The organism is Clostridium septicum, assembly GCF_003606265.1.
GTDB lineage: Bacteria > Bacillota > Clostridia > Clostridiales > Clostridiaceae > Clostridium > Clostridium septicum.
The window spans coordinates 3,071,374-3,091,612 of sequence record NZ_CP023671.1 but is presented as its reverse complement, the minus strand read 5'-3'; the positions used below and the strand labels follow the sequence as shown (position 1 = coordinate 3,091,612).

20 protein-coding genes are annotated in these 20,239 nt (G+C 28.6%); all 20 read right to left on the bottom strand.

All coding sequences use genetic code 11. From position 1 onward, the window contains the following. Positions 1 to 10: 10 nt before the first annotated feature. The 20 genes from CP523_RS14260 to CP523_RS14165 all read right to left on the bottom strand — a co-directional run bounded on the left by CP523_RS14260 (position 11) and on the right by CP523_RS14165 (position 20,227). On the bottom strand, positions 11 to 1,435 hold the full coding sequence (locus CP523_RS14260; protein WP_066678497.1) for a coproporphyrinogen III oxidase: 1,425 nt from the start codon (positions 1,433 to 1,435) through the stop codon (positions 11 to 13). 9 nt (positions 1,436 to 1,444) lie between these two features. Further along, positions 1,445 to 2,044, bottom strand: a complete 600-nt coding sequence (locus CP523_RS14255; RefSeq protein ID WP_066678499.1) for an MBL fold metallo-hydrolase — start codon at positions 2,042 to 2,044, stop codon at positions 1,445 to 1,447. A gap of 14 nt (positions 2,045 to 2,058) precedes the next feature. Further along, positions 2,059 to 2,508, bottom strand: coding sequence for a D-aminoacyl-tRNA deacylase (gene dtd, locus CP523_RS14250; RefSeq protein WP_066678503.1), 450 nt, complete (start codon positions 2,506 to 2,508; stop codon positions 2,059 to 2,061). 13 nt (positions 2,509 to 2,521) lie between these two features. Beyond that, entirely contained in the window at positions 2,522 to 4,705 is a 2,184-nt protein-coding gene (locus CP523_RS14245) for a RelA/SpoT family protein (protein ID WP_066678505.1), read from the bottom strand. A gap of 112 nt (positions 4,706 to 4,817) precedes the next feature. Continuing rightward, complete coding sequence (locus CP523_RS14240) at positions 4,818 to 5,336, bottom strand: adenine phosphoribosyltransferase (RefSeq protein WP_066678506.1); 519 nt, start codon at positions 5,334 to 5,336, stop codon at positions 4,818 to 4,820. An 88-nt stretch (positions 5,337 to 5,424) separates the two neighbouring features. Continuing rightward, positions 5,425 to 6,279, bottom strand: a complete 855-nt coding sequence (locus CP523_RS14235) for a DHH family phosphoesterase (RefSeq protein WP_066678508.1) — start codon at positions 6,277 to 6,279, stop codon at positions 5,425 to 5,427. A 139-nt stretch (positions 6,280 to 6,418) separates the two neighbouring features. Continuing rightward, on the bottom strand, positions 6,419 to 7,291 hold the full coding sequence (gene secF, locus CP523_RS14230; protein ID WP_066678511.1) for a protein translocase subunit SecF: 873 nt from the start codon (positions 7,289 to 7,291) through the stop codon (positions 6,419 to 6,421). Next, positions 7,284 to 8,552, bottom strand: a complete 1,269-nt coding sequence (secD, locus tag CP523_RS14225; protein ID WP_066678515.1) for a protein translocase subunit SecD — start codon at positions 8,550 to 8,552, stop codon at positions 7,284 to 7,286. Before secD ends, secF begins: the two co-directional genes overlap by 8 nt. Before the next feature lie 167 nt (positions 8,553 to 8,719). After that, complete coding sequence (locus tag CP523_RS14220; protein ID WP_066678516.1) at positions 8,720 to 9,088, bottom strand: TIGR04086 family membrane protein; 369 nt, start codon at positions 9,086 to 9,088, stop codon at positions 8,720 to 8,722. Positions 9,089 to 9,139: 51 nt separating this feature from the next. Then, positions 9,140 to 9,409, bottom strand: a complete 270-nt coding sequence (gene yajC / locus CP523_RS14215; protein ID WP_391489242.1) for a preprotein translocase subunit YajC — start codon at positions 9,407 to 9,409, stop codon at positions 9,140 to 9,142. A 104-nt stretch (positions 9,410 to 9,513) separates the two neighbouring features. Further along, positions 9,514 to 10,656 (bottom strand): tRNA guanosine(34) transglycosylase Tgt, encoded by a 1,143-nt coding sequence (gene tgt / locus CP523_RS14210; RefSeq protein ID WP_066678518.1) that lies wholly within the window; start codon positions 10,654 to 10,656, stop codon positions 9,514 to 9,516. A 31-nt stretch (positions 10,657 to 10,687) separates the two neighbouring features. Beyond that, the gene (gene queA, locus CP523_RS14205; RefSeq protein ID WP_066678521.1) at positions 10,688 to 11,713 is read right to left on the bottom strand and encodes a tRNA preQ1(34) S-adenosylmethionine ribosyltransferase-isomerase QueA; all 1,026 of its coding nucleotides are present in this window, start codon (positions 11,711 to 11,713) and stop codon (positions 10,688 to 10,690) included. A 39-nt stretch (positions 11,714 to 11,752) separates the two neighbouring features. After that, positions 11,753 to 12,781: a Holliday junction branch migration DNA helicase RuvB gene (gene ruvB / locus CP523_RS14200; protein WP_066678523.1), complete on the bottom strand. Its 1,029-nt coding sequence runs from the start codon at positions 12,779 to 12,781 to the stop codon at positions 11,753 to 11,755. A gap of 10 nt (positions 12,782 to 12,791) precedes the next feature. After that, a complete protein-coding gene (gene ruvA, locus CP523_RS14195; RefSeq protein ID WP_066678529.1) occupies positions 12,792 to 13,397 on the bottom strand; it encodes a Holliday junction branch migration protein RuvA in 606 nt (201 codons plus the stop codon). Positions 13,398 to 13,568: 171 nt separating this feature from the next. After that, positions 13,569 to 13,976 (bottom strand): hypothetical protein, encoded by a 408-nt coding sequence (locus CP523_RS14190; RefSeq protein WP_066678531.1) that lies wholly within the window; start codon positions 13,974 to 13,976, stop codon positions 13,569 to 13,571. 88 nt (positions 13,977 to 14,064) lie between these two features. Continuing rightward, positions 14,065 to 14,673, bottom strand: coding sequence for a hypothetical protein (locus tag CP523_RS14185; RefSeq protein WP_066678533.1), 609 nt, complete (start codon positions 14,671 to 14,673; stop codon positions 14,065 to 14,067). A gap of 157 nt (positions 14,674 to 14,830) precedes the next feature. Next, positions 14,831 to 15,022, bottom strand: coding sequence for a hypothetical protein (locus tag CP523_RS14180; RefSeq protein ID WP_066677279.1), 192 nt, complete (start codon positions 15,020 to 15,022; stop codon positions 14,831 to 14,833). 14 nt (positions 15,023 to 15,036) lie between these two features. Continuing rightward, complete coding sequence (locus tag CP523_RS14175) at positions 15,037 to 16,266, bottom strand: IS91 family transposase (RefSeq protein ID WP_120140379.1); 1,230 nt, start codon at positions 16,264 to 16,266, stop codon at positions 15,037 to 15,039. A 155-nt stretch (positions 16,267 to 16,421) separates the two neighbouring features. After that, positions 16,422 to 18,128, bottom strand: a complete 1,707-nt coding sequence (locus CP523_RS14170) for a hypothetical protein (RefSeq protein ID WP_120140982.1) — start codon at positions 18,126 to 18,128, stop codon at positions 16,422 to 16,424. A gap of 5 nt (positions 18,129 to 18,133) precedes the next feature. Then, on the bottom strand, positions 18,134 to 20,227 hold the full coding sequence (locus tag CP523_RS14165; RefSeq protein ID WP_066678479.1) for an efflux RND transporter permease subunit: 2,094 nt from the start codon (positions 20,225 to 20,227) through the stop codon (positions 18,134 to 18,136). Positions 20,228 to 20,239: the final 12 nt, after the last annotated feature.

Genomic DNA, 20,239 nt, shown 5'->3' with positions numbered 1-20,239 from the left:
ATTTCGCCTCCTATTTTAAGTAAAGAGAATCTAATAATTTTTGTTTTCCCTCTACCATTTCTTTTATTCTTGATGTATATTCTCTAACGTCTTTAATGTTAGCAAATCGCTCAATTCTATTTTCCTCTAAAAAAACAACTTTTGATACAGCATCTGCACCAAGTGCTATTATAGTTTGCTTATCTTCAATCATTTGAATGTTATATATACATTCTTTTGAAACTTTTGAATATCCTAAATTCTCCATATTTCCAACCATATTTTTTTGTCTATACATATAATATGGTTCTAAGCTTAATTCCTTAGCTAAAGTTCTACTTTCTTCATACATAGAAGCTAGTTCAACTTGCTCCTTTATTTGAATTCCTTTCTTTAAAATAAAATTCTCATAAAGTATTGAAGCTCTTTTTAAAGATAAGCCATGAACTGTTAAACTATCTGGAGAAAGTTTTAAAATTTCATTAGCTGTATGCTTTGCTTCTTTCAAGCCTTCCCCTGGAAGTCCTATAATCATATCCATATTTATATCTTTAAATCCTAATTCTCTAGCTAAATTAAATTTTTCAATTACATCACTTGAAGTATGACCTCTTCCAATCATACTTAATGTTTCATCATTCATTGTTTGAGGATTTATACTAATTCTTGTAGTATTATATTTCTTCATAGTAAGTAACTTTTCTTCTGTTATGCTATCAGGTCTTCCACACTCCACTGTAAATTCTACTACATTTTTCCCTTGAATGAAAGCATTGTAAATTTCTTTCATTATATTTTCAAATTCTTCGTTATTAACAGATGTTGGAGTTCCTCCTCCAAAATAAACTGTTTCTATATTAAGTTTTCTTGATTCAACATATTTTTTCATTTCTCTTATTTCATATGTTAAAGACTCTAAATAAGTTGGAACTAGTTTTTTATTTCCACCAATAGGATTTGCTGCAAAAGAACAATAAAAACATCTAGTTGGACAAAATGCCATTCCTATGTAAACTGAAATATTTTTTTCTTTCTTATTTACAAACTTTTCTTCTTTCTTTGCAACCTCAATACATAACTTTGCTTTTTCTTCAGATGCTAAATGCTTCACTTTAAATATTTCTATAATTTCGTCTTCACTTTTTCCTTCTTGAAGATATTTTAATGCTATTTTAGAAGGTCTTATACCCACAAGTATTCCCCATGGGTAATGAACCCCTGTTAGCTCCTTTAAACTTAAAAAAATTAATCTTTTTATATCTTCTTTTATATTTTCTGAAATTTGTATTTTGTTATAAAACCCTTTAAACTTAAATTCTATATTTTCAATATCTATATTTACTATATATTCTCCATCATCTACAAATTTAAGTTCATGAAGAGGAAAATAAATATTAAACATTTGATAAACATCATATCTATATTTTAAATCATTTAATGATATTTTTACTTCCATTACTTCTCCTTATGCTAAAAATGGGTTTCTCATCTTTTCAAATATAATTGTAGATTTAGGCCCATGTCCTGGATATACTTCTACATTATTAGGAAGAACTAAAAGTTTATCATTTATACTTTTTATTATTTCATTAAAGTCTCCACCTGAAAAATCCGTTCTTCCTATTGAACCTTGAAATAAAGTATCTCCTGTAAATACCTTATCTTCTATTAAGAAACACATTCCACCCTTTGTATGTCCTGGAGTATGCAAACACTTTATTTCTAAAGATCCTATTTTCAATATATCTCCATCATTAATAAAACTATAAAATTTAGGAATCCTTCCAAAAACAAAATTGTCTTTTTCCATATATTCCTCTTCTGCTTTATTCATGTATACAGGAACATCATATTTTTTCTTTAAATCAACTACTCCACCATCATGATCTGCATGTGCGTGAGTTAATAAAATATACTTTATTTTTGCACCTATAGACTCTATTGTTTTTATTATCCAATCTGAATCTCCACCTGGATCCATAACCACAGCTTCTTTAGTATCTTCATCCATAACTATATAACAATTTGCTTGTAAACTACCTGCTGGAATCGTCTTTATTATCATATTATGCCTCCAAATTAAAAATTTCTTTTACTTTCTAAAAGTAGAGTAACTGGCCCATCATTTTGTATATCAACCTTCATATCAGCCCCAAATTCCCCTGTTTCTACTTTTAATTTTGACTCTTTAAGTAACTCTATAAATCTATTATATAACTCTTTGGCTCTTTCGCCACCTTCTGCATTCATAAAATTAGGTCTTCTACCTTTTCTACAATCACCATATAGGGTAAATTGAGAAATTGCCAATATTTCACCCTTTATATCTAATAGTGATAAGTTCATTTTTGAATTCTCATCTTCAAATATTCTTAGGTTTATAACCTTATCTCTTATATATATTAAATCTTCCTCAGTATCTTCTTTTGATATACCAATAAGTACATTAACTCCTCTTCCTATTGATCCTATAACAGAGTCATCTACTACAACCTTAGATGATGAAACTCTTTGTACCACAGCCCTCATTTATTCACATCCTTTAGTTATTCATTCTATAAACATCCATTACGCCTTTTAATCTTCTTATTTTTCTCATAAGTTCTTTTAACTGTTCTACTGAATCTATTTTAACTTTTATATTAACTATTGCTACATTTGCCTTAGATGATTTTGCATTTAACGCATTAAGAGGTAAGTTAGCATCTGTTATTATCATCATAATATCTGATAATATACCTATTCTATCTTCTGCCTTTACTTGAATTTCTGCAACATAAGCAGCCCCTTTAGCCTTTCCCCAAGTAACTTCAACTACTTTTTCCTCATCATAGTTTACCAAAGCCTTTAAATTACTACAATCTGCCCTATGTACTGAAACTCCTCTGCCTTTAGTTATATATCCTAATATTTCGTCTCCCGGTACTGGATTACAACATTTTGCAAACCTCACCATAATATTGTTAAGCCCCTTTACTGTAACTCCATAAGTATTAACTGGGATTTTTCTATCACTTTTGGAAATATGATCATCTATTGTTTTATTTACATTTTCCTGTAAATGCTTATCTTTATCTGGAATATTTTCTTCTTTTAATCTTACTATAAATGCAGAAGCTGTTATTTGACCTATTCCTATACTAGCATAAAGATCCTCCATATTATGAATATTATATTTCTTTAATAATTTTTCATAAGTGTCTCCCTTTGCTATTTCTGAGTACACAACTCCTTGTTTTTTTAACTCTTTCTCAAATACTTCTTTTCCTTTATCTATATTCTCTTCTTTTTTAACCTTCTTAAACCACTGTCTTATTTTACTTTTTGCTTGATTACTTTTAGCAATATTTAACCAATCCATATTAGGACCTTTAGCAGAATTAGAAGTAAGTACCTCTACTATCTCTCCTGTCTTAAGCTTATAATCAAGAGGGACTATTTTACCATTTACTTTTGCTCCTACACATTTATTTCCTATGTCCGTATGTATTCTATAAGCAAAATCTATTGGTGTTGCGCCATTTTGAAGATTTATAACCACGCCTTTTGGTGTAAATAAAAATATTTCATCTGCAAATAAATCTATTTTAAACCCTTCTATAAACTCCTCAGCATCTGATGTTTCTTTCTGCCATTCAAGCATTTCCCTAAGCCATGCTAATTTATTCTCTAAATTCTTTTCTTTGTCCTCACCATTATCCCCTTCTTTATACTTCCAATGAGCTGCTATACCATATTCAGCTGTTTTATGCATTTCAAAAGTTCTAATTTGTATTTCAAAGGTTTTTCCTTGTGGTCCTATTACAGTTGTATGTAATGATTGATACATGTTAGGTTTAGGCATTGCTATATAATCTTTAAACCTTCCTGGTATAGGTTTATAAATTGTATGAACAATACCTAAAACTCCATAACAATCTTTAACAGAATTAACTAATATTCTAATAGCTGTAAGATCAAATATTTGTTCTATGCTTTTATTTTTATTAACCATTTTTTTATATATGCTATAAAAATGCTTAGGTCTTCCTTCAATATCAGAATCTACTCCTGAATCCTCAAGCTTTTCATATAAATATTTAGTTATATTTGCTATGTAAGTTTCTCTTTCAACTCTTTTTTCTGCTATTTGTTTAACTAACTCATAATATTCTTCTTCATGCATATACCTTAAAGATAAATCTTCTAATTCCCATTTTATCTTTGATATACCAAGTCTATGAGCTAGTGGAGCATATATATCTAAAGTTTCCTTTGCTTTTTGCTTTTGTTTTTCCTTAGGCATAAATTTTAAAGTTCTCATATTATGTAATCTATCAGCAAGTTTAATTATTATAACTCTTATATCCTTTGCCATAGCTAACAACATTTTTCTAACGTTATCCGCTTGTTGCTCTTCTTTAGTTTTATATTCTATTTTTCCTAATTTAGTTACTCCTTGAACTAAATTTGCAACCTCTTCACTAAACATTTCACTTATATCTTCGTATGTATAATGAGTATCTTCAATAACATCATGGAGTAATCCCGCTACGATAGTACTTGTATCCATTCCCATTTCTGCTAAAATACAAGCAACATCTATAGGGTGAATTACATAAGGCTCTCCTGATTCTCTCTTTTGTTCCTTATGTGCCTCTGTAGCCAAATCATGTGCCTTTTTTATAACTTCAATATCTATATTATTACAATTTTCTTCAATTTTTTGTAATAGATTCTCAATCATTAGGATTAACTCTCCTTTTGCCTCATTAAATTCTAAAATCAATGGCTGGTTTAAAAAACCAGCCATCCTATTGTTTCTATTATATAATATTTAATTACTATTTTCAATAAATTTAGATATCATATTGAACTAATGACATAACATCATAGCCCTTTAACTTATCTCTACCTTTTAAGTCTGTTAATTCTATTGCAAATTCTAAAGATACAACTTCTCCACCAGCTATTTCAACAAGCTTTGCAACAGCCTCTATTGTTCCACCAGTTGCTAATAAATCATCAACTATAGCTACTCTTTGGCCTTTCTTTATTGAATCCTTGTGTATTTGTAATGTATCCTTACCATATTCTAAATCATAATCAACTGAAACAGTTTCTCCTGGTAGCTTTCCAGGCTTTCTAACTGGAACAAATCCAATTCCCATAGCATATGCTACCGGTACACCATAAATAAATCCTCTAGCTTCTGGTCCAACAATTAAATCTATATTTTTATCTTTAAGATGCTCAACCATTTTATCTATTGAATATTTTAAAGCTTCTCCATCCCCTATTGCAGTTGTAATATCCTTAAAGCTTATTCCTTCCTTTGGGAAACCATCAATTATTCTTATTTTTTCTTTTAGATCCATAGCAAATCCTCCATTATTAAAAATTAGAAACTATATAATTATAGTAAGTAGAAATATTAACTTTATTAATATTTTTACTAGCATTTTATTATATAGTTATCTTTGATTTATTTAAATATTTAGTTATTTGTTCTGCTCTTTCTTTTTTAGTTGTAGTTAATAACTCAATAATTATACGAGCATTGTCCATCATTCTAACTGCATTAATAGTAGGTGTTATTACCTCTATTATCTTTAAAATACACTTTTCATCCATTTCTATTATATCATAATAATCCATAATAGATCTTAATCCATGATTATTGGTGTTAATTAAAAATTTTCTTCCTTCTTTTAATATAACAGCATTTTCACCTTTCAAAGGTACTTCTGCCCATTGTTCACCAATTAAAATCAAATCCAAATATTTATTAATGCTTTTTATGTTATAATATATTGCAATTGCCTGCATTAATTTAAATGCTAATCCACTAATAGATAAATTTTTATATCTATATTGACAGCATTTTTGATTTGGATTTATGTATATGTATCCTTTATCAATATTTATCAATTTATTTTCCAAAACAATTAAATCTATACCAAGATCTTTGCAAAGCATTTGTTCTTCTTCTGAATTTAAATCTATCCCCAAAGTTATTAGAAGCTGACCCCCCAAAAAATTAACATTATTTATTATATCATTAGATGTAATTCCAGAAGTATTTGAATCATCATCATTAATTATATACTCAACGTCAGCATTTAAATATCTTAATACTAAACTCAATGATGCAATAGCACATAGCCCATCTACATTTGGCACGCCATAAATAACTATTTTTTTTCTATTATTTATAGCCTCTACCATTCGTTCAATAGCTTTGTTCATATCTTTAAGTATAAAGGGATTATATCCAGTTATGTAATTTGGACTATAAATACTCTCCCAAAACTTGCGCATTATAAACTCCTCCATAAAATTAAGAAAACACATATATTATAATTGAAAATTAACTATATTACAAATGTTTTCTACGAAAAAAACAATAAACCTCCAAAAAAATTTTGGAGGTTTATAAATCAAGTTATATTTTCAGCAATTATGCCACTTTCATTTCTTTTTTCTTTTCTTCTCTATTCTTTAATATAACCCATATTGGTGAAGCTATGAATAATGATGAATATGCTCCAAAAGCTATACCTATAAGTAATGGGAATGAGAATTCTCTAACTGTTGGTACAAATACATTAACTGAAGCTATTACAAATAAAGTAGTTAATGTTGTATTAATTGATCTAGCTAAAGTTTGAGTTAAACTTTTATTTGCAATTTCAATAGCTGGGGCTCTTCTCATATTTTTTGAATTTTCTCTTATTCTATCAAAGATTACTATAGTATCGTTTATTGAATAACCTATTATAGTTAATATAGATGCAATAAATGGTGTATTTACTGGTATATTAAATATTGCAAATATACTTAACGTAATTAGAACGTCATGTAAAAGTGCTAATAAAGCTGCTATACCATAATTCATTTTAAATCTAAATGCTATATAGATAAGCATTGCTCCACAAGCTATAATTAATGCAACAATAGAATTTCTTGTTAATTCTTTACCTATAGATGCTCCTATTTCCTCTTGTGATAATAATGCCTTATCTTCTAAGTTATATTTTTCTTTAAGCTCTTTAAATAATTCTGCTACTTTAGAAGTATCTAAATCTCTAGACTTTATTTCATATTGAGTTTTATCAACTTCATTTGTTACTGCATCATCTGCATACTTCTTTACAATTTCATCAACTTCTGATTTATTAAAATTTTCTCCTAATTCAATTACAACTTTAGTTCCACCCTTGAAATCTATTCCAAAGTTTAGACCTCTTGTAAATATAAATCCTAAGCCTATTAAAATTATTATTAATGAAATTGAGAACCAAATCTTACTTTTTTCTATTATTTTAAGCATTTTTAGCCCCCCTCTTTACTCTAAATTGTCTAATATCTTTTAAAAGGCCTATTTCAACTGATAAGTTTACTAAAAGCTTAGTAACTATTAAGGCTGTAAACATACTTACTAATATACCTATCATAAGTGTTACAGCAAAACCCTTAACAGCTCCTGATCCTATAAAGTATAATACTAATGCTGCTATTATTGTAGTTACGTTAGAATCTACAATTGATGATAAGGCATTTTCAAACCCTTTCTTAACAGCACTTTTAATACTAATTCCTTTTGCTAATTCTTCTCTTATTCTTTCAAATATAAGCACATTTGCATCTACTGCCATACCTATTGTAAGTAAGAATCCTGCTATACCTGGTAATGTCAAAGTTGCTCCAACTTCTGCAAAAATTAAAAGAACTAATGTTGTATATAAAACTAAAGCTATACAGGATAATATTCCTGGTACTCTATAGTAAATTATCATAAATATAAATATTAGTGCTATACCTACTACTCCAGCTTTCATAGCATTAGGAAGTGCTTCTGATCCTAATTGTGCTCCAACATTATTAACTGATACAGCTTTAATTGATACAGGTAGTGCACCTGAATTTATAAGTCCAGATAAATTTTTAGCTTCATCAATTGTTGAACTTCCTGTTATAATTGCATTTCCATCTGTAATAGCATTTTGTACTGTTGGACTTGAAATCACTTCTTCATCCATTGATATTGATATCTGTTTTCCTATATTTTTTGAAGTTGCATCTGCAAATTTCTTTTGACCTTCTTCATTTAACTTAAGCGAAACTACAGGTTTATTAGTTTGATGATCTAACATTGCTGTAGCTTCTTTAACATCTTTTCCTGTTAAAACTACATTTCCACTTGGATCTTTAAATGTTAGATTTCCTGTTTTACCCAAACTATCAACAATTTCATTTGAGTCAAATTTCCCTGGAATGTCTACTCTTATTCTTTTTTCTCCCTCTGTTGCTACAGTGGTTTCAGCAACTCCTAACTTATTAACTCTAAGCTCTAATAATTGTCTTGTTTTTTCAAGGTCATCTCTTGAAGAATTTTCATCCTGTATTTCCATTAATACAGAAACTCCACCTTGTAGATCTAATCCTTTGGTTATAACTTTATCGAATGACTTAAACTCCCATCCCGCAATTTTAAAACCCTTAAAGCCTGCAAATGCTAAAGAAAATATAGCAATTACACAGAGTAAAAATATTATTAAGCTTTTGCCTTTACCTTTGCCTTTTGCTTTCATGTTTTTCCCCCTCTTTTTTCGTTTTCACTCTAAATTATATTACTTATGTCAACTAATATCAAGATAAATTGCTAAATTTTTGAATAACCAAGGAATATTTTCTAAATTGTTACAAAATTTTAATAAACAAAAAAAACCTCAACATATGTTGAAGTTTTTTTATAATTTTAAAGGTTTATTCCAAGCATTCCTGATAAAGTTCCTATTAAAACACATAAAGCAAATTTTATTAAATCATACATAGCAAGACTAGCTTCTACACCACAAATAATGCCTATTATGTATAATGCTATGTAAAATGTAATGCCAACTCCTAATCCTACTATCCATCCCTTACTACCATGTGCTTTTGCTCCAATTATACTACCTATAACTAAAGCTATACATGAAATTACAACATAAATGACGTTAAAAACACCTTCACTAAAGGATACCTTTGTCATAATTAAAGAAAATATAGCAGTAATTAAAACAGTTATAATTAAAGCTCCAACCATACCTTTCAAAACACTTCGAAAGTAACTTTTAAAATCCATATAAAATCACCCCCTGATAATTAATCTTATGATATATCAGCGGGTAATATTCTAATCTTCTTTATTTAATTTTGTTGCTATTCCAGTTTTAGAAACTTTAATTTTTGTTCTTTCTGCACTAGTTTCTATAATTACATTGTTTTCTTCTATAATTATTATCTTACCAATGATTCCACCTCTAGTCATAACTTCATCATTTTTCTCTAATTGTGAAAGCATTTCATTGTACTTTTTATTTCTCTTCTTTTCAGGTAATATAAGTAATAAATACATAAGTCCAAACATTAAAATAATTGGTAATAACGTTATAAATAAATTCATTTTCAACATTCCTTTCTAAACGCTTTTATGAACTTTTTTTCATATAAAGTAATATACTTCATTTATATAGTATTGTCAACTATTCAAAATAATATATCTTACTTTTAAGCTTTAGTATTCCATTCTTTAAGCTTTTGTTCTTTAAATTCCTTAAAATATTCACCATCGATGGCATTCCTTATCTCTTCCATAAGTTTATTATAAAAATATAAATTATGAAGAACACATAATCTCATAGCTAGCATTTCTTTCGCTTTAAATAAATGTCTTATATATGCTCTTGTATAACTTTTACATGCTGGACATTGACATCCTTCATCTATTGGTCTTGTATCTAATTCAAATTTTGCATTCATAAGATTTATCTTACCATTTTTAGTAAATACATGCCCATGTCTTCCATTTCTTGCTGGTAAAACACAATCGAAGAAATCTACTCCTCTGTCAACAGCTTCTAAAATATTTTCAGGTGTTCCAACTCCCATTAAATAAATAGGTTTATCTTCTGGAAGATGTGGTACTACCGCTTCTATTATTCTATACATTTCTTCATGAGTTTCTCCAACTGCTAAACCACCAATAGCATATCCATCTAAGTCCATTTTTGTAATTGTTTTAGCATGTTCAATTCTTATATCTTCATAACATCCACCTTGGTTTATACCAAAAAGCATTTGTTCTTTATTTATAGTATTATCAAGTGAATTTAGCCTATCCATTTCATTTTTACATCTTTCAAGCCATCTTGTAGTTCTTGCAACTGACTTTTCTACATATTCTCTAGTTGATGGATTAGGAATACACTCATCAAAAGCCATAGCTATAGTAGATGCAAGATTACTTTGAATTTGCATACTCTCTTCTGGTCCCATAAATATTTTTCTTCCATCTATATGTGAAGAAAAATATACTCCTTCTTCTTTTATCTTTCTCATACCTGATAATGAGAATACTTGGAATCCACCTGAATCTGTAAGAATAGGTCTATCCCAATTCATAAATTGATGTAAACCACCTAAATTAGCAACAACTTTATCTGATGGTCTTAAATGAAGGTGATATGTATTTGATAGTTCAACTTGACATCCTATTTCCTTTAAGTCCATTGTTGAAACTGCCCCTTTAATTACTGCACAAGTTCCAACATTCATAAAAACTGGAGTTTCTATTGTTCCATGAGGTGTTTCAAATCTCCCTCTTCTTGCTTCTCCATCTTTTTTTAATAATGTATATCTTTTTTTACTCACTAATTCACACTTCCTTTTTCTCTAGTAAACTTTACTTTATAAACATAGAATCACCAAAGGAAAAGAATCTATATTTTTCCTCTACTGCTTCTTTATAAGCATTCATAACATTTTCTTTACCTGCTAATGCTGATACTAACATTATTAATGTTGATTCTGGCAAATGAAAGTTTGTAATTAAATTATCTACAACTTTAAATTTATATCCTGGATATATAAAAATGTTAGTCCATCCACTTTGAGGCCTTACTAATCCATCTTCATTTGCAATAGTTTCTAAAGTTCTTGTTGATGTTGTGCCAACTGAAATTACTCTATTTCCTCTTATTTTAGTATCATTTATTATTTCTGCATCTTTTTCATCTAATGAATAATATTCCGAATGCATTACATGCTCATCTATAGTTTCAGCCTTAACTGGTCTAAATGTTCCAAGTCCAACATGTAAAGTTAAATAAGCTATATTAATTCCCTTAGCTTTTATTTCATTTAATAATTCTTCTGTAAAATGTAATCCTGCTGTTGGAGCTGCTGCTGATCCCTTTTCCTTAGAATAAACTGTTTGATATCTTTCTCTATCTTCTAATCTTTCTGTTATATATGGTGGAAGTGGCATTTCTCCTAATTCATCTAAAACCTGCTCAAAAATTCCTTCATATGAAAACTCAATTATTCTATTTCCTTCTTCAATTATATCTATTACTTCACAGTTAAGCTTTCCGCTTCCAAAAACAAATTTTTGACCTATTTTTGCTTTTTTACCTGGTTTTGCTAAACACTCCCATTTATCTCCTTCTATTCTTTTTAATAGAAGAAACTCTATTTTCCCACCAGTACCTTCTTTTTCTCCTATAAGTCTTGCAGGCATTACTCTAGTATTATTTAAAACAATAGTGTCACCTTCATTTAAATATTCAATTATATCATGAAAATGCTTATGCTCCACATCCCCAGTATTTCTATCTAAAACCATTAATCTTGAAGAATCTCTTCTCTCTAATGGGTGCTGAGCTATAAGCTCTTCTGGTAGATAAAAATCAAAATCACTAACTTTCATATTTACTCTCCTAACTTCATAAGTACACTTAATTTATATCTATTTAAAAAATGTTTGTTGTGCATCCTTCTGTTTCTTTTTCCCTTTACTTCTTCCTAAATGTTCATAAGCTTTCTCCGTAGCAATTCTTCCCCTTGCTGTTCTAACTATAAATCCTGTTTGAAGTAAATATGGCTCATAAACATCTTCAATTGTTCCAAGCTCTTCTCCAATAAAATAGGATAATGTTTCTATTCCAACAGGGCCTCCATCAAAATTATCTATTATTGCTTCTAATATTTTATTATCTACTCTATCAAAGCCCTTATTGTCTACCTCCAGAAGTTCAAGAGCTGCCTTTGCTTCTTTAAAACTTATTAAAGAATCAGAATACACTTCAGCATAATCTCTGACTCTCTTTAATAATCTATTTGCAATTCTTGGAGTTCCTCTAGATCTTCTTGCAAGTTCTAAAGCGCCTTCCTCAGTAATATCACAATTAAGCACAAATGCTGATCTTATTATTATATCTTTTAATTGTTCTTCTGTATAATATTCCATATCACAAAGTACGCCAAATCTATCTCTAAGAGGTGATGTTAACATTCCTATTCTAGTTGTCGCTCCAATAAGTGTAAACTTCGGTAAATCAAGTCTTATAGACTTTGCAGCTGCACCTTTACCAATTACTATATCTAAAACATAATCCTCCATAGCAGGATATAATATTTCTTCTACATTTCTATTAAGCCTATGTATTTCATCTATAAATAATACATCATTATCTTTTAGGGTAGTTAATATAGCAGCTAAATCACCAGCTCTTTCGATTGCAGGACCTGAAGTTATTTTAAGCTCTCCCCCCATTTCTTTTGCTATTATATTAGCAAGGGTGGTTTTCCCAAGTCCTGGTGGACCATATAAAAGAACATGATCTAATGCTTCACCTCTATTTTTAGCAGCCTTAATAAATATATTTAGTCTTTCTTTTACTTTATCTTGACCAATATATTCATTTATAGTTTGAGGTCTTAAACTTAATCCATTACTATCTTCTAAAATCTCTTCAGGTGTTATTATTCTTTCCATAACTTCACCTCTATCCCATTAAAACTTTTAAACAACTTTTTATTATATTTTCAACAGTATCATCTTTATTAACCTTTCTTAAGGCGCTTTCTGCTTCTTTTTCTGAATACCCTAGAGCAAGTAAAGCTCCTAATGCTTCACTAATAACATTTACATTATATTTCTCTATATTTTCAATTGATTCTACGTTTTCTATATCATCAATTAACTCATCTGGTTTTAATTTATCCTTTAATTCTAGAATAATTCTTCCAGCTGTTTTCTTTCCTATACCCGGTGCTCTACATAAATGCTTATCATCACCCATCATTATAGCATATTTTAGATTATTTATTCTGCTTATAGATAATAATGATAAAGCTGCTTTTGCTCCTACACCATTTATACTTAATAACATTTTAAACATTTCTAGTTCTTCTCTTGAATCAAAACCATAAAGACCTAAAAAATCTTCTCTAACAATTTGTTCAAGATATAACATTATATCTTCTCCTACTTTAGGCATGGAGGACATTGTAGCACCTGATGTAAAAACTTTATAACCTAATCCATTGTTTTCAACAACAATATAATCTTTATTAATCCCCATATATTTACCTTTTATATATTCATACATACTAAACCCCTCCACATTTACAATAAACCTAACTTATACTTTATCACTATAGGCTAAATAATTCAACACCACAGTATAATTAAATAGGTTACGATTATAACATAAAAAAGGATAGAAAATTTATAATTTCTATCCTTTTAAATTCTTATATTTATTAGGCTTTATATAAAATCAAACTTCTCCATAAGGTTCAATCATATTTATAACTTTAACATCTGTTAGTATATTATCTAATGAATAATCGTATATGTTTAAACTTATATCTTTTTGTAATAATTTAGATATTATTTCTTCCTTTTCATCATCAAAAACTAATTGTTCTCTTAGTTTTTCTATAAAATCATCTAAATCATATACTCTACATTCACCTTCACCAACACCCATATGCTGGCAAATATTATTCCTAAATTGTCCCGGAAGCTCTGTTATATCATGATAATCTCTCTTTAATGAGCTTTTCTTTATTCTATCCTCATAATAAATATTTATATAACCCTTAGCAGTCTCTAAATCATTAAAGCCTTTTGTACTTCCATCTGTCATAACTAATAAATAATTATAATAAGGGCTAACATTCATAAAAAAATACCTCCTAAATTTAAAGCTAATGCCTTTTTGTATATTTTATTTATTCCCTTATTTATAGTTGTTATTCCTTACTACTTATTTATGATATTAATTCTGTTATATCTTCAATAGCTTTTTCTCTTGTATCATACATAAATTCAAAGTTTTTAATTTTATTTTGCTCTCTCTCCGGTAAATCCTTTAATCTCTTTTTATCTCTGAATACATCTTTTTCTGATGTTATGGCTAACTTCCCGCTCTCATCACTTTTATAAACAGCTAAAAAACCATCTTTTTCACCTATAAAAAATTTATTAGGTTCTACCTTATTAGAGTCCTCTTCTGATCTTTTAAAAATATACTTCATATCTGACATTTCATCTATTTTATATCCTTGTTTTCCTAATACTTCCGATAACATTTCCTTTGTTACATCCCCAGTTAAATTTAAACGCTCTTTTAGAGCTGACATTTGCTCTTCTGTATCTATCTTATCTTCAGTTTTTAATATAACTGTAGCACTATCTTTTACAACTTTACTTAATTGATTATAAACGGTTTTTTCCTCTTCTTGTTCCTCTTTTATCCTAGCTTTCTCTTGATTTCTCATATAATCAGTAACAAAATAACTTATACAAAAACATATTACTAATACTGTTATAGCTGAAATTGCTATACCTATCTTCTTTTTATTATTCTTATTTTCCATAAAATCACTCCTTAGTGATATTATTTCCAAATATTTTCTTTTTTAAACAACAAAAATAAAAAAGTGGCTTTCGCCACGCTCCCTTCGGGAATTTAATTTTAAGTACCTTAAGAAGCATAGAACCGATATCTGTTCTATGCTATATTTTTCCTATTAATTAATACTTTATTCCATATACTCCAGTATACTCTTTAGGCCTCATTACTCCTCCGCACTTTTCACATGAAAAGCATGGTGGTTCATCAACATTGCTTTGATCCATTTCATCAAAATATTCAACTACTTCTTTAGGAATATTTTCTTTAGCTCCGCAAATAGTACAAATATATAATATTTCCTCTGTTTTCATCTTACTTCCTCCAACTAAGTTGTTTTCGGAATTATTTTACCACTTAATATACGTTTAGTAATAGCATAATTTTCTATAGCCTTTTCTAATTTTTCTTCATTCTCTTCTATAATCTTAATTCTCAGCCGTTCCCTCATGGACCCATATTTAGGATATACAATATCATGAAATCTCATTTTATTACCACAGTTAGGACATTTACACGGATTTACACCACTTATTGCCAGTATTCTATTCTCCCAAGTTGCTATAGATCTTCTTATACTTAATATCTTTTCATCTATCATTTTTATAAAATTAAATTTTCCTTTGCTTCTTCTAGAATAAATTCCAAAGTATCTTATCATTTTAAAATTTTTCTCTGGAATATGTCTTATTATTCTTTTTATGAACTCATATACATGTACAGTTTCAACTATGACCTTATTATCTTCATGTCTAGTATATTTATAAGTCACATTTTCACCATCATATTTAAGAATCCTTGATTCCGCTATCGCAGGACGTCCCACATATCTCCCTACATATTTTGCTGCTGTCTTCGCTGATTTTATCTCAGTTTTAGCATGAACATAAAAACCTTTATCTTTCTCTTTATATAGTTTATTTTTTAGTAATTTAATTTCTTTTGTATTTCCATTTATATAAGTTATTTCATCTAACAAAACCTTTTGCCATCTTTTTCTTAATGATTCATAAGATATGTGCCTTATATGCCTCCATTCTGTTATATTTCCTCTCCCTCCTTCTGTAACCATCATATGTACATGAGGATTCCACTTTAAATCTCTTCCAAATGTATGTATTACAGTTACTATACCTGGTGTGAATTCCTCCTTTCTATTTAAACTATGCATCCAACTCGTAACAGCTCTCGCTGCGCACTTCGGCAATATCTTAAGTCTTTGTCTATCCAGTCCAAAGAATTCTCTTAATTCTTTTGGTATAGTAAAAACTATATGTCTATGCCTAACATTTATTAAATTTCCCAACATATTATCAATCCAATTATCCGTATAAATCTTTCCACATGAAGTACAAAATCTACTTTTACATGTAAATCCGATTCTCTTTGTAGTATTACAATTATTACACTTCAATTCAATAAATCCATACTTTGTATCTTTACACTTTAAAACTTTTTCTACTTCCTTTTTAACATTAGGTCTAATCTTATTTTTATATAACTTTTCAAACTCTTTCCAATGGTCTTCTAATATTCTTTTTATCTTACCTTTTTTCATCTGTTAAACCTCTAATTTATAATTAATCTAACATATTTGAAGGCTAAAAGCTAGATAATATCTAATTTTCAGCCTTCAAAATTTTTATACTTTCCTGTACATTTAAAAAATAGGAGATAACTTAAAAGTTATCCCCTATTATTCCCTATTTAAAATTATTTATGAAAAATGCTTAAAACTACTTCTGCTAATGATTGCTTTAATGGTTTTATACTAATATTCTCTTTATTATCTTTAGCTCTAATCTCTAATTTTTTTTCTTCCTTTTTATCATTAATTTTTTTAATTTCTTCTGTTTTACATACAAAAGAAACTTTACTAATATTTTCAGAATCATTTCCACTAAAATTATTATATTCTTTAGCCATTCCGGTTACTTCTTTTTCTATATCTTCTATTTTTTTAACTTCATTTATCTTTTCATTTACAGTATTATATAATTTCATTATCCCTTCGTTATTAAATTTAGTCATACCATCTGATAATGTATTAGCTCCTTTTTTTAGTTCCCCTGATGCTTCAACTAATTTATTTGTAGATTCTTCTAATTTACTCTTGCCTTCATTTAACTGTTCTTTACCATTTTTAACTCCTGAAAAACCTTCATAAAGCTGATTAACTCCACCGTTTACCATAGTTATTCCTTCTTGTAGTTTTCCAGCCGCTTCAACATATCCTGTTATTCCTTGAACATAAGCATTAGATCCATTAGATAACTCTGTAACTTTTCCCTGTAGCCCTAAAAGCATTTGCTTTTGTTGACTTTCTGGAAGTGTGGCAGTAATAGAAGCTAAAGCTTCATTTATTTTACTTATTGCTTCTGCTTGTCCTTGTGCACCTTCAATTAACTGATTACCTTTACTCACAAATATTTCTGTATTTTGTGATAAAGAGTTAGTCCCGTCATGTAATTTATTTACTCCATCTGATGCCTTTTCTAAGCTTCCCATAACTGTTGTAACTCCACTCATAAATGTATTTATTCCACCTTGATACTCTTTCATTTTTTCTGAATAAGTGGTTACTCCATCTGCTAGTTTATCTGATCCACTTACTAACTTTTTACTAGCATCTACTAAATTATCTAAATCTGATGTCATATTACTCAAATCATTTAATCCATCTATTTCTTTAGTATCTGGAAGCTTCGAAGATGTTGTTATATAAATTGATTGCATTTCAAACTCATCTATATCTCCTTCTATTTCTAATGAATCATAGGCATCCACATTATCAATATCCTTTAAGTTTTCTTTCATACCAGGTAATAAAACAGCAAATATAACTTCTCTTTTTCCATCACCAATTATTTTTCCGGCATCACTTATCTTTATATTTTTTATCTTATCTGTCTCCAAGGGTAATGCAACTAATGAATAAAAAGGTGTATATATTCTTCTATTTTCTCCTTTTATATCTTTAACTTCTGAAATATTATTTCTTTGACTTATTTTAATTTTTAATTTCCCGCTTTTTCCTGCTAAATCATTAGCTTCAATCTCTTTATCATTTAGATAATATTTTATAGATGTGTCTACAGGCAAATCTTTTTTTATAGTTCCTTGATAATATACATCATTACCATTTGTTTTCCATATTAAAGAATCACCATTTTTCTCTGGTTTTTCCTCTCCTTTTAAGTTTGTAATATCTTTAAGTAAGCTCTTATCTTTTATTTCCTTACTTCCATCTACTTCAATATGATTACTTACTGTTATATTTTTAGCCTCTCCATTAGATCCCATTGATACAAATACAACTTCATTTTTAGTTCCTGCAAAAGTTGCTGTTGTATTTAAAACTAAAGATGTTGTTAACGCTAATGCGCTTACACATATTATTCTTTTATTTCTATTTCTCATTTTAATTACCTCGCTTCCTCAATACTATTAGTCTTTTTCCAATTATGAGTAGTTTTATTTATAATAGGTTCTAAAACAAGTAATATAGATGGCAAAATAAATAATATAACTAACATACTTATTATTGCGCCTCTTGCCATCATAGATGTTAAAGAACTAATTAAATCTATTTTAGATATAAAGACAACCCCTATGGTTGCTGCAAAAAATGATGCTGCACTTGTCACTATTGATTTTCCTGAAGATGAAAGTGCTATTTCCATTGCCTTTCTTTTATCAGATGTATATAGTAACTCTTCTTTAAATCTAGTTGTAAGTAATATTGCATAATCAACAGTAGAACCTAACTGAATACATCCAATTACAATTGAAGAAACAAAAGGAATTACTGTATGTGTATATGTTGGTATTCCCATATTTATAAATATAGCAAGCTGTATAGATGCAACTAATATAATAGGTAATGTTATAGATTTTAATACAATGGCTATTATTAAAAATACTACTAATATTGATATTAGATTTACATTTTTAAAATCTATATCTGATATTGTAATTAAATCTTTTGTTAGTTGTGCTTCTCCTGTTACAAAAGCATTATCATCATATTCTTTAACAATGTCATTTATCTCTTGAAGTTGATTTGAAACTTCATCTGATGCATTTGAATATGATGAGTTTACCAAAATACGTTGATATCCATTACCAAAAAATATTTTTTTATATTCTTCTGGAATAGTTGTTGTTGGAATCATTGGTCCTATCATCTTTGGATATGCTAACACTGATTCTATTCCATCTAATTTTTCTATTCTATTTACCATTTCATTAACTTCGTTAATTGATAAATCATCACTAAATCCTATAAAATCAGTTGTTTGCATATCATAGGTTTCTTTTAAATGATTTAAAGCATCTATAGATTCCATATCTTGAGGTAATCCTCTATCCACATTGTAATAAACTTCAGTATGTTGTTGTCCATAAATAGCCGGTACAGATATTATTACTGCTATTATTATAAATAATGCTGGTTTTTTAGTTACTAACTTTGCAAGTTTATTAAATTTCGGCATTATATCTTTATGATTAAATTTGTTTATAATTGAATCTGACACTAATATTAATGATGGTAGTATTGTAATTGTTGATATAATTCCGAGAAAAACTCCCTTGGCCATTACTATTCCTATATCTTTACCTAAACCAAGTTTCATAAATGCCAAAGCTAAAAATCCAGCAATTGTTGTAAGGGCTGCTCCTGAAACTGAACTTGCTGTATTAGAAATTGCCACTGCCATAGCTTCAATTTTTTCAACTTTCTTTTCTCTTTCCTCTTCATATCTATGATATAAGAAAATGGAGAAATCCATTGTAACTCCTAATTGAAGAACTGCTGCAATAGCTTTTGTTATATATGATATCTCTCCTAAAAAGTAATTTGTTCCCATATTATAAAGAACTGCAAATCCAATACCTAATAAAAATAATATTGGAATTATAAATGAAGTTGATGTTAAAATAAGTACTATTACCGCTAAAACTACTGCTAATAGCACATAAAACCCTCTTTCATGATCTGCAACCTTAATCATGTCTTTAAGCAATGGTGCTATACCACTTAAATGATATTTTCCTGTATGATTTTCTGCTATATTTCTAATTTCCTCTATAGCCTTTAAAGTTTTATCATCAGCTGAAGATTCTGAAAGATTTATTGGTACTAAAGTACATTCATCTCTATATACCATATCTGAAATTTCTTTTGGTAGCATCTCTTTAGGTATTTCTAAGTCAACTATATCCCTTAACCATATTACGGAATCTACACCATCAACCTCCTTTACCTCTTTTACAATATCTGAAACTTCATAATCCCTAACATCTTCTAAAACCAGCATAGCTATTTCTGATGATCCAAAAGAATCACTAATTACTTCTTGACCTTTTACTGATTCCAAATCTTTAGGTAAGTATGTCAACATATCGTAATTTGTTTTTGTAGCTACCATTCCAAATATAGATGGAATAGTTAATAGAATTGCTATTATAAGCACTATTATTCTGTTTTTACCTATAAATTTACCAAACTTGTACATGTCCTTCACCTC